This window comes from Bifidobacterium eulemuris, from assembly GCF_014898155.1.
Lineage (GTDB): Bacteria > Actinomycetota > Actinomycetes > Actinomycetales > Bifidobacteriaceae > Bifidobacterium > Bifidobacterium eulemuris.
This window is the reverse complement of the sequence record NZ_CP062938.1, coordinates 283,138-294,473: the sequence shown is the minus strand read 5'-3', so window position 1 is coordinate 294,473 and position 11,336 is coordinate 283,138. Positions and strand designations below refer to the sequence as shown.

General features: G+C 63.6%; 10 protein-coding genes. 2 read left to right on the top strand and 8 right to left on the bottom strand.

What is annotated here, in order from left to right:
• Positions 1–175 precede the first annotated feature (175 nt).
• Together hemW and lepA are read right to left on the bottom strand one after the other, a co-directional pair.
• Positions 176–1,345, bottom strand: a complete 1,170-nt coding sequence (gene hemW / locus BE0216_RS01315) for a radical SAM family heme chaperone HemW (protein WP_226805668.1) — start codon at positions 1,343–1,345, stop codon at positions 176–178.
• Positions 1,346–1,538: 193 nt separating this feature from the next.
• Positions 1,539–3,419, bottom strand: a complete 1,881-nt coding sequence (gene lepA / locus BE0216_RS01310) for a translation elongation factor 4 (RefSeq protein WP_094636268.1) — start codon at positions 3,417–3,419, stop codon at positions 1,539–1,541.
• A gap of 185 nt (positions 3,420–3,604) precedes the next feature.
• On the opposite strand from lepA, the gene rpsT reads away from it, so the two are divergent.
• Positions 3,605–3,865 (top strand): 30S ribosomal protein S20, encoded by a 261-nt coding sequence (gene rpsT, locus BE0216_RS01305; RefSeq protein ID WP_072726661.1) that lies wholly within the window; start codon positions 3,605–3,607, stop codon positions 3,863–3,865.
• A 226-nt stretch (positions 3,866–4,091) separates the two neighbouring features.
• On the opposite strand, the gene BE0216_RS01300 is transcribed toward rpsT, so the two are convergent.
• The 3 genes from BE0216_RS01300 to BE0216_RS01290 all read right to left on the bottom strand — a co-directional run bounded on the left by BE0216_RS01300 (position 4,092) and on the right by BE0216_RS01290 (position 6,833).
• The gene (locus BE0216_RS01300) at positions 4,092–4,757 is read right to left on the bottom strand and encodes a trimeric intracellular cation channel family protein (protein ID WP_094636269.1); all 666 of its coding nucleotides are present in this window, start codon (positions 4,755–4,757) and stop codon (positions 4,092–4,094) included.
• A 136-nt stretch (positions 4,758–4,893) separates the two neighbouring features.
• Complete coding sequence (locus tag BE0216_RS01295; protein ID WP_094636270.1) at positions 4,894–6,021, bottom strand: branched-chain amino acid aminotransferase; 1,128 nt, start codon at positions 6,019–6,021, stop codon at positions 4,894–4,896.
• Positions 6,022–6,248: 227 nt separating this feature from the next.
• Positions 6,249–6,833: a 50S ribosomal protein L25/general stress protein Ctc gene (locus BE0216_RS01290; protein ID WP_094636271.1), complete on the bottom strand. Its 585-nt coding sequence runs from the start codon at positions 6,831–6,833 to the stop codon at positions 6,249–6,251.
• Positions 6,834–7,092: 259 nt separating this feature from the next.
• Between BE0216_RS01290 and BE0216_RS01285 the strand changes: the two genes are divergently transcribed.
• Complete coding sequence (locus BE0216_RS01285) at positions 7,093–8,106, top strand: alpha/beta hydrolase (RefSeq protein ID WP_094636272.1); 1,014 nt, start codon at positions 7,093–7,095, stop codon at positions 8,104–8,106.
• A 183-nt stretch (positions 8,107–8,289) separates the two neighbouring features.
• Here BE0216_RS01285 and BE0216_RS01280 read toward each other — a convergent pair whose 3' ends face one another.
• From BE0216_RS01280 to BE0216_RS01270, 3 genes are read right to left on the bottom strand one after another with little or no spacing between them, the layout of a single operon-like run.
• Complete coding sequence (locus tag BE0216_RS01280) at positions 8,290–9,714, bottom strand: NAD(P)(+) transhydrogenase (Re/Si-specific) subunit beta (RefSeq protein ID WP_193042821.1); 1,425 nt, start codon at positions 9,712–9,714, stop codon at positions 8,290–8,292.
• Positions 9,715–9,717: 3 nt separating this feature from the next.
• Entirely contained in the window at positions 9,718–10,020 is a 303-nt protein-coding gene (locus BE0216_RS01275; protein ID WP_072726667.1) for an NAD(P) transhydrogenase subunit alpha, read from the bottom strand.
• Between the two features lie 3 nt (positions 10,021–10,023).
• The gene (locus BE0216_RS01270; protein WP_094636273.1) at positions 10,024–11,175 is read right to left on the bottom strand and encodes a Rossmann-fold NAD(P)-binding domain-containing protein; all 1,152 of its coding nucleotides are present in this window, start codon (positions 11,173–11,175) and stop codon (positions 10,024–10,026) included.
• Between the last annotated feature and the right edge of the window lie 161 nt (positions 11,176–11,336).

The following is an 11,336-nucleotide window of genomic DNA, read 5'->3' as shown; positions in this document are numbered from 1 at the left end:
TTCTGAGCGGAGCGCAGCGGAGTCGAAGAATCTCATACTCCCGACTCAACCAAACGAGATCCCTCGACTGCGCGCTCTGCGCTCCGCTCGGGATGACGGAGGAAAGATGAACCGCTTCTCGGATGACGGAAAAAATCGCTTCGCTCAGGATGACGTGCGGAGCGTTGGTACGGCTTCAGCCGAGCAGGTCGAAAAGCTGTTCGATGATGGTGTCGTTGAGCAGACGGCCCCGAAGCGTGGGAACGATGCTGTCGTCCGCCACGTCGATCAGTCCGGCTTGGCGCAATCCGTCGAAGCGTTCGCGTGGAATCGCATGTCCGGCCGCGCGCTCGACGTCGGCGATGGCCAATCCCTCGCGCAGGCGCACGCCCAGCATGATCACCTCTTCAAGATGCTCCTGGGCGGATATGGTTTCGCTTCCTGCCCATGGCACTGTGCCATCGGCGATGGATTGCCCCCACAGTTTCGGATGCGTGATGTCCCAGGCGCGCATATCGTTGCCGTCGAGCGAATAGTGGCTGTGCGCGCCCGGTCCCAGCCCCGCCCAATCGACGTTGCGCCAATATCCGAGGTTATGGCGGCTTTCGAAGCCAGGTCGGGCCCAGTTCGACACCTCGTACCAGCGCAGTCCGGCGGCGGTGAACAGCTCGTCGGCGATTTCGTATTTCGCCGCCTCGTCGTCGTCATCGGGTTTGGGCAGGATTCCCGCGGCGATCTGACGGCCCATCCTGGTGGTCGGCTCCACGGTGAGCGCGTAGGCGGAGATGTGGTCCACTCCCAGATCGATGGCGGTGCGTACGGATTCCCGCCAGTCGTCGAGGCTCTCCCCCGGCGCTCCGTAGATCAGGTCGACGCTGGAGCGCAGCCCAGCCCGTTCGGCCGCGCGCACGCCGGCCTCCACGTTGGCGGGCGTATGCGTGCGGTCCAAGGTTTTCAGCACATGCGGCACCGCCGACTGCATGCCGAAGGAGATACGGGTGAACCCTCCATCCGCGAGCTCACGGATATAGTCGGCATCCACGGTGTCGGGATTCGCCTCGGTGGTGATTTCCGCATCGGGTTCCAACCCCCAGACGTCTCGGACCGCGTCCAGCATGGCGATCAGATCGGACGCCGGCAGGATGGTGGGCGTGCCTCCCCCGAAGAACACGGTGCTAGCTTCGGGTTCTTCGATGCCGTGCGCGAGCTGCCAGTCGCGCACCAGACGCATCTCGCGCACCACCATGGTCGCGTAGTTGCCGCGTGAGGCGCCCCCACCCAGATCAAAGGCCGTATACGTGTTGAAATCGCAGTATCCGCAGCGCCTTAAGCAGAACGGCACATGCACATACACTCCGTAGGTCATGATATGCCTTTCATACGTGCGCGACGGATGCTTTGCCGTCATGCTGAGCGGAGCCGCAGGCGCAGTCGAAGCATCTCGTGGCGTTGGGATCCCTCGACTGCGCTCGGGATGACGCTGTCCGACCGTTCCGACGGCCGTCTCGATTTGGGATCCCTCGACTGCGCTCGGGATGACGGATGTTACAGGACGCCCGTCATCCTTCGGTTTTCTGGGCGGCGCGGATCTTGTCCTTGGTGTCGCGGTCATTGCCGGAATCGCCGGTGGACAGGGCGGCGATGAACGCCTCCTGCGGCACCTCCACATGGCCGAGCATCTTCATGCGCTTCTTGCCGGCCTTCTGCTTCTCGAGCAGCTTGCGCTTACGGGTGATGTCGCCGCCGTAGCATTTGGCGAGCACATCCTTGCGCAGGGCGCGGATGTTCTCGCGCGCGATGATGCGCGAGCCGATCGCGGCCTGGATCGGAATCTCGAACTGCTGTCGGGGAATGAGCTCGCGCAGCTTCTTCGTCATCATCACGCCGTAGCTGTATGCCTTGTCGCGGTGCACGATGGCGCTGAACGCGTCCACCTTCTCGCCCTGGATGAGGATATCCACCTTGACCAGGTCGGCGCTCTGCTCGCCATCCTCATGGTAGTCGAGCGAGGCGTAGCCCTTGGTACGGCTTTTCAGCTGGTCGAAGAAGTCGAACACGATTTCGGCCAGCGGCATACGGTAGTGCATCTCCACTCGGTCGGTGGAGATATATTCCATCGTGCCCATGATGCCGCGGTTCTCCTGGCACAGGTCCATCACCGCGCCGATGAACTCCTTAGGCGTGATGATGTCGGCCGCCACCATCGGCTCGACGATGCGCTTGATCTTGCCGTCGGGGAACTCACTCGGATTGGTCACATGGAATTCGGTGCCGTCCTCCGCGGTCACCTCGTAGGTCACGTTCGGTGCTGTCTGGATCAGGTCGAGGCCGAATTCGCGGCTCAAGCGCTCGGAGACGATCTCCATATGCAGCAGTCCCAGGAAGCCGCAGCGGAAGCCGAATCCCAACGCCACGGAAGTCTCCGGCGTGTAGACGAGCGCCGCGTCGTTGAGCTTGAGCTTGTCGAGCGCGTCGCGCAATTCGGGGAACTGCGCGTTGTCGATCGGGAACAGGCCGGAGTACACCATCGGCTTGGGATCGCGGTAGCCGTCCAACGGTTCGGTGGCGGGCTTGATCGCGGAGGTGATCGTGTCGCCCACCTTGGACTGGCTCACGTCCTTCGCTCCGGTGATCACATAGCCGACCTCGCCGGCGCCCAACGCCTTGGTGGGGGTCATGTCGGGGCTAATCACGCCGATCTCGATGGGGTCGTGCGTCATGCCGATGCCCATCATATGCAGCTTCTCGCGGCTGCGCAGCTCGCCGTCGACCATACGCAGATAGGTGACGATGCCGCGGTAGGAGTCATAGACCGAATCGAAGATCAGCGCTCGGGCGGGCGCGTCCGGGTCTCCGTTCGGTGCGGGCACGTCCATGACGATCTGATCGAGCAGATCGGAGACTCCTTCGCCGGTTTTGCCGGAGACGCGCAGCACATCGCCCGGCTCGCAGCCGATCAGACCGGCGATCTCCTCGGCGTGCTTGTCGGGTTCGGCGCTTGGCAGATCGATTTTGTTAAGCACCGGAATGATGGCCAGATCATGGTCGATGGCCATATACAGGTTGCTCAGGGTCTGGGCCTCGATGCCCTGCGTGGCGTCGACGAGCAGCACCGCGCCCTCGCAGGCGGCCAGCGCGCGCGATACCTCATAGGTGAAATCCACATGGCCGGGGGTGTCGATCATACCCAGCGTGTATTCGACGCCGTCGAAGGTCCACGGCACGCGCACGGCCTGCGATTTGATGGTGATGCCGCGCTCCTGCTCGATATCCATGCGGTCGAGGAAGCGGTCGCGCATCTCACGTTCGGGCACGATGCCGCTCAGCTGCAGGATACGGTCGGCCACGGTGGACTTGCCATGGTCGATATGCGCGATGATGCAGAAGTTGCGAATCACCGACTGATCCGTGAACCCCGGCTGGTTATGCTGATCGACCACCAAACACTCCTTCTAGCTGGCGCAAGACAAAACTCAGTCCATACTAGCGAACTCCCCCGTCCGCCGTATCCCGCGCGTGTGCGCGGGCTATGCGCGTGTCGCGGCCGGATGCGTGAGATTATCCGGCTTGCGTGCTATCATCTCTGTTTTGTATGTCCGTATAGCAAACGTCGTTTGGAGTTACATTGGCAAACATCAAGTCGCAGAAGAAGCGCGTACTGACCAACGAGAAGGCGCACAAGCGCAATGTGGCCGTGAAGTCCGGTCTTAAGACCGCCATCCGCGCCACCCGCGAGGCCATCGCCGCCGGCGATAAGGCCGCCGCTGAGGCCGCCTACAAGGTCGCCGCTCAGAAGCTCGACAAGGCCGCCGGCGCTGGCGTGATTCACAAGAACCAGGCCGCCAACCGCAAGTCCGGTCTCGCCGTCGCCATCAACGCGCTGTGAGATATGAAAAAACCGCACCCCGTTCGGGGTGCGGTTTTTTCATATCTTGGGGTCGCACGGAGCAGGTCGTCGCACTGCTCCGTGCGACTTTTTCTTACGGATGCGCACATGGCCGCACATCGTGATTTTGGCGGAATCCCAACGAAGTATCGAATATCATGTGCGTTTGAGCTGCACAAAAGGGTCTCACAGGTGAGATCGAGGGGCAAGTCCGTGCGACGGTCGTCTACAGATACACATGCCGACGCTCGACCGCGCCCGGCACCGTGAGATTGAATTTCACCGACAGCAGCCGCATAATCACCACCACCGCTACGATCGCGAGCTCCAACGCCATCTCCCATTCAAGATTGATCCAGCCAGCGTTCAGCGCCTTGCATACGAAAACGGTCAGCAGGCAGCCCACCGCCGACGGTACCGCGTACCAGTGCTTGTCGCGGATCACCATCGGGACCTCGTTGATCAGCATGTCGCGCACCAACCCGCCGCCCAACGCGGTGAACATGCCCATGAACGCGGCGGTCATGCCCGACGATCCCAATCCCATGGCCTTGGCCGTGCCGTTCACGGCGAACAACGCGACGGCCAGCGCGTCGATGGTCAGCATCGGCCATTTGAGCTTGTCGACTTCCGGGTGGATCACCGCCACCGCGATGCCGGACGCCAGCGCGGTGAGCACGAAGCCTTTGTCGGTGATGCCCACAGGAGGCACGTCAAGCATCACATCGCGGATGATGCCGCCTCCGAGCGCGGTCAGCCACGCGGTGATGACGATGGCGAAGAGATCATAGTCCTTGCGCACGGCCGACAATCCCCCGACCATGCCGCAACAGAAGATGGCCATATATTCGATGCCCAGTATAAACGCATTGCTTTCCAGCGCCACTTCCATCGCAGATCTCCTTTTCGCCGCCCCTCAATATAACAAACCCCATGCTCCCCCACCTTCAGGCGCGCCGCGTTTTCCACGAGACGAAAAGAGGGCTTCCGTCCGGAACGGAAGCCCTCGCATAAGGTTGGGTCGCAGGTCAGCAGACCTTCCACATCCAGTTGTGCGGATCGTCGATCTCGCCAAGCTGGATGCCGAGCAGCTCGTTGCGCAGATTCACGGTCAGCTCGCCGGATTCGCCGTTGCCTACGGTCACGTCGAACTTGTCGGACTTGAAGCGGCCGATCGGGGTGATGATGGCGGCGGTGCCGCAGGCGAACACCTCGGTCACCTCGCCGGACTTGATGTCCTCGAGCAGCTGCTCCAGCGGAATCATCGTCTCGACCACGTCGCGGCCATGGTCCTGCATGAGCTGGATCAGGGAACGGCGGGTCACGCCGGGCAGGATGTTGCCGGTCAGCGACGGGGTCTCCACATGGCCGTCCTTGTGGACGACCATCATGTTCATGCCGCCCAGCTCCTCAAGATAGGTCTTGGTGGCGGCGTCCACGAAGCACACCTGCTCGCAGCCGTTCTCGATGCCCTTGTACTCGCCGAGCAGGGAGGCGGCGTAGTTGCCGCCGCACTTGGCGAAGCCGGTGCCGCCGGGGCCGGTGCGGAACCACTTGTCCTCCACCCAGATGCTCACGGGCTTGACGCCGCCCGGGAAGTACGGGCCGGAGGGGCTGGCGATCACGCAGTAGTCCACCTCGTGCGGGGCACGCACGCCAAGGAAGGGTTCGGAGGCGAACATGAACGGACGCAGATACAGCGTGTACTCGCGGCGGGAGGGCACCCAGTTCACATCCTGCTTGACGAGCGCGGCGCAGGAGCCGAGGAAGTCGTCGATCGGCAGTTCGGGCAGATACATGCGCTTGGCGGAGTTCTGGAAGCGTTCCGCGTTCGCGTCCGGACGGAACAGCCAGGTGGAGCCGTCCGCGTGACGATAGGCCTTGAGCCCTTCGAAGCATTCCTGCGCGTAGTGGAGCACGGATGCGCCCGGATCCATCTTCAGCGGCGCGTACGGTTCGATGCGGCGGTCGGACCAGCCCTCGCCCTTGGTCCAGCTCATGTGGGCCATATTGTCGGAGAACAGCTGTCCGAAGGCGGGCTTGTCGATGAGTTCGGCGCGCTTGGCGTCGGAGGCGGGGTTATCGTTCGGCAGGACGGTGAACGCTTCGGCGAGCTTGCTGAGCGCGGCCGGATCGTGATGCGTGTTTTCAGTCATAGTCACTTCTTCTTGGAATGTACGGCCGCGAGGCGGCGTATTCTCTTGGGGTTCGCCCGTGATGCTTGTGGCATGGGGCCTGCACTTTACTTTTCCACACCGGTGCCGTCCATGCGGCACGGGGTTCACATGGTGAAAACCGGGCGCTGAACGCAAAGGACCCATGACGGCGGGTCATGGGTCCGGATGCTGTCAGCCGATGGTCGCGGGATCGGGTCCCGCCATCATCACTCGGCGGCCGGGGCCTCGGGCTCGGCTTCGGCGGAGGCGTCCTCCGGCACGGTGACGGAGACGACGGGCTCCTCGAGATCGGTCATGTCGAGCTCGACGCCCTCAGGCAGGACGACGTCCTTGAGCAGGACCTTGGCGCCGTCGGTCAGGCCGTCGACGTTCACAACGATCTTCTCGGGCAGGTTGGCCACGTCGGCGCGCACCTTGAGCTCCTGCATGTCGACGAACGCGACGGCGGCGCCCTTCGGCTCGCCTTCGGCGAACACCGGCACCTCGACGTCGATCTTGTCGCCGGCCTTGACCTCGTAGAAGTCGACATGCTCGACGATGCGCTTGACGGGGTTGCGCTGCACATCCTTGACGACGGCCATCTTGGTCTCGCCGTCGAAGTTCAGAGTGAACAGGGCGTTGTTGTGACGCAGCGCCAGGGTGGTCTCCTTCATCGGGAGCTGGATGAACTCGGGATCGGCGCCGCCGGCGTAGATGGTGGCGGGGATGAGCTTGGCGACGCGCAGACGGCGGGCCACGCCCTTGCCGAACTCGGTGCGCTTGGCGCCTTCGAGGGTGATGGTAACGGCCATGATGACTCCTTGAATCGTTTCGTATATTCCGCTTCGACGCATCGACGCGCCGAAGGAACACACTCAAGGAGTGGGTCGAACGCCGAGTCGATAACGGAAGTCTGCCATGCAGCTTCCCTCGCCAAAGCAACAGTTCACCAGTATAGACATGTCGTGGACATTGCGTTCCTCCTTGGCCTCCTCTACCGGAGCGCGACCGTGTGGAGCCGCTCATACGACTAAGATGGATGTCGATCACCCCTCAACGAACCGAGGTCATATGGCTGGCTCATCACGTCGCTTGTCCCCCACCATCCGCGAATCCGGACGCGGCCTTGCCCCGGCGGTTATCGCCTCGTCGCTGCTGGCGGCGACCGGAGGGTGGGCGGCGCTTTCGTACACCGTGTTCGCCCGCGCGTTGGATATGCGCTCGGGTGTGGCGACATCGCCGCAGACGCGGATTCCCTCGGGAGTGGGACGGGACGCGGCCGAAGAGGCCGACGCCATCGACTGGTTCGTCGCGTCCCGACAGCCGGTTACGGTGCGCAGCGACGATAGACTGCTGCTGCACGGCTGGCTGCTGGATCCCGACCATGCCGCTCCCAAGGCGCATCTGTATGCGATCTGCTGCCATGGGCATGGCAGTGAGCCCGAAGCAGTGGCGAAATACGCCCGTCGGTTCGCCAGGATGGGATTCACCGTGCTGTTGCCGGCCTCGCGTGGGCATGAGCTGAGCGAGGGCCGCTATGTCGGCATGGGATGGCTGGAGCGTCGTGATCTGATGCGTTGGATCTCGCTGATCGTCGCCAGCGACCCCCAGGCGCGCATTCTGCTGCAGGGGATTTCCATGGGTGCGGCCACGGTGATGATGACCGTCGGGGAACCGGACCTTCCCCGCAATGTGGTGGCGGCGATCGAGGAATGCGGATACACCTCGGTGTGGGATGCGTTGATGTCCGGTGCCGCGATGCAGGGCAAATTGCCTCGTTGGATGTTCGCCCCGCTGTTCGCCGGCGTGGGGCTGATGGCGAGATGGCGTGCGGGATATGGGTTGCATGAGGCGTCATGCCTGCGTCAGCTTCGCCATACGACGGTGCCGATGATGTTCATTCAAGGCTCGGAGGACGAATTCGTTCCCGTTCGCGCGATGGAGGCCAACTACGAGGCGTGCTCGTCGATCGACCGCGAGAAGTTGCTGGTCGTCGGGGCCGGACATGCGATGTGCGCGGGCACCGATCCCGCTCGCTACTGGAAGCGCGTCGGCGGCTTCGTCACGCGGGTGTTCGATTTGTGAACCTAGGCCCGCTGGTATGGAAAGAGGGACGACATTCAGATCCTCCCTCTTTCCATACCAGCGGATGTCGTGCCGTGACGCGATCAATTCGAATTGGTCGCATAACGTGTGCGGCATCAAGGCGTGGAGGGCGAAGGCGTACACACGGTACGTCGAGCCCTCCACAACGCGGATGACGCTCCGTTATGCGATCAATTCCTTGACGGCGGCGATGACGGCTTGCAATCCAGCCTTCGCGTCGCCGAAGAGCATCTGCGAGTTGTCCTTGAAGTACAGCTCGTTTTCGATGCCGGCGTAGCCCTTGCCGCGGCCGCGCTTCATGACGACGACGTTCTGCGCCATGTCGACGTCGAGGATCGGCATGCCGGAGACCGGAGTGCCGGGACGACGGGCGGCCGGGTTGGTCACATCGTTCGCGCCGACGACGAGGGCCACATTGGCGCTGGAGAACTGCGGGTTGATGTCATCGAGGTCGACGAGCTCCTCGTAGGGCACGTTGGCTTCGGCGAGCAGTACGTTCATATGGCCGGGCATACGGCCGGCGACCGGGTGGATGGCGTAGGAGACCTCGACGCCGTGGCCCTTGAGCAGTTCGCCGAGGTCGGCGAGTTCGCGCTGGGCCTGCGCCTGGGCCAGACCGAAGCCGGGCACGAAGATGACCTTCTCCGCGTAGACGAGCTGGACGGCCACGTCGTCGGCGGTGGTCTCCTTCATGGTGCCTTCGGGGCCTTCGGCGTCGCCGGCGGCCGAGGAACCGCCGCCGAATCCGCCGGCGAGGACGGACAGCAGCGGACGGTTCATGGCCTGGGCCATCAGGATGGACAGGGTCACGCCGGCGGAGCCGACGAGCGCGCCGGCCACGATCAGCGCCACATTGTCGATAGCGAGGCCGGACATGGCCACGGCGGTGCCGGTGCAGGCGTTGAGCACGGAGATCACGACGGGCATGTCGGCGCCGCCGATCGGGATGACGAACACCAGGCCATAGCACAGGGCGAACACGGTGGCCAGCACGCTCCACAGCAGACGCTGCTCGGGCTGCACGCACAGCATCACGAAGGCGATCAGCGTGAGCGCGATGAAGACCACGTTCCACACGCCCTTGGCGGGCAGCGTGAGCTTGCGCATGAACTTGAGGCCCTGCAGCTTGCCGGCGGCGACCAGCGAGCCGGTGAAGGTGACGGAACCGATCACCACGCCGAGTCCGGCGGTGATGAGCACGACGATGTCGGGCGTTTCGGCCTTGGTGAGGATGTCGTTGAGCGCGACGAGGGCCGCCGCGCCGCCGCCCACCGTGTTGAACACGGAGACGAGCTGCGGCATATCGGTCATCTTCACCTTCTTGGCGGAAACGACGCCGGCGATCGCGCCGATGGCGATGCCCACGACGAGGATCACCACGGCCACGGTGGAGATGAATCCCTTGGCGAACAGCACGATGAATGCCATGAGCACGGCCACGACCATGCCGAAGGCGGAGATCATATTGCCCTTGCGCGCGGTCTTCGGCGAGTTCATATAGTGCAGGCCGACCACGAACATGACGGCGGAGAACAGATAGACGAACCAGGCGACGATGTCGATGGCTCCGATGGTTTCAGTTGCCATGGCTTACTTCTCCCCCTTCTTCTCGTTCTTATTGGACTTGAACATCTCAAGCATGCGGTCGGTGACCACGTAGCCGCCGACCACGTTCATCGTGCCCAGCACGGCAGCCAGGAAGATGAACACATACGCGAGCGGCGAATTGGCCTCGGCCGCGACGATGACGACGCCGACGATGACGATGCCGTGGATCGAGTTCGCGCCGGACATCAGCGGGGTGTGCAGGGTGGCGGGCACCTTGCCGATCACCTCGATACCGATGAGCAGGGCGAGGACGAACAGGGTGATGGAAACGACAAGAGTGGGCATGGTTTACTCCTCTTCCTTCTTGGCGGCCGGAGCTTCGGCGCGGCCGGCCACGACCAGCGCGTCGTCGAGCTCTTCGGACAGGTCCTGGGCCAGCTTGCCGTCGCGCACGAAGTGGGCGAGCACGTCGGCCACGTTGCGGCTGAGCAGGTTGGAGGCCGTGGTGGCGACGCCGGAGGCCAGATACGGGGCGCCGATGATCTTGACGCCGCCGTCGGTGACCTGCTCGCCGATCACGGAACCTTCGACGTTGCCGCCGAGGTCGGAGGCGGCGCAGTCGACGATCACAGCACCGCGGTGCAGTCCGTCGACGCCGGCCTTGGTGAGCAGCACCGGGGGCTTGCGGCCCGGCACCTTGGCGGTGGTGATGACGATGTCGAAGCCGGCGGCCTTCTCATCGACCGCGGCCTGCTGGGCGGCCTGCTCCTCGGCGGTGAGCGCGCGGGCGTAGCCGCCCTCGCCCTGACCCGCGGAGAAGTCGAGTCCCAGATCGAGGAACTTCGCGCCCAGCGATTCGACCTCGCCCTTGGAGGCGGGACGCACGTCGTAGGCGGTGACGACCGCGCCGAGACGCTTAAGCGTGCCGATGGCCTGTAGGCCGGCGATGCCTGCGCCGAGCACCAGCGCCTTGGCCGGACGGATCGTGCCGGCGGCGGTGGTCATCATCGGCAGGAAGGAGCCGTAGGCGTCGGCGGCGGCGATGGCGGCCTTGTAGCCCATAACGGAGTTCTGCGAGGTCATCTCGTCCATCGACTGCGCGGAGGAAAGCTGGCGGGGCAGCTTCTCGATGGCGACGCCGACCAAACCGGCGTTCTCGAGCGAGGCGACGTAGTCGGCGTCGGTGAACGAGCCGAGCATGCCGATGATCCATGTGCCGGCCTTGACCTTGGCCAGCGTTTCGGCGAACGGACGGTCGACGAAGCCGAGCGCGTCGGCGCCGGCGATCACTTCGTCGCGGGAGGCGACCTTCGCGCCCGCGTTCGCGTAATCCTCGTCCGTGTACTGTGCGGCGGCACCCGCGCCGCTTTCAATCAGGCAGGAGACGCCGCTCTTGCCCAGCCGGGTGACGATGTCGGGCGTCAACGCGACGCGCGACTCGATATCCGACGTCTCGTTCAGGACGCCGAACGTCACCGTGGCTTTCTGGGTTTCAGCCATGAGAGCCCTTTCTTCTTACGAAACCTTGTCATAACACGTCGTAACGCATGCGAAACCTTGTCATAACAGGTCTTGGTGTACAGCGGAACAGTGTAACCCAGACCACAGAGCTTGCGGCCACGAATCCCGCCAAATGGGCACCGCATGGTTGTTCCATTCGC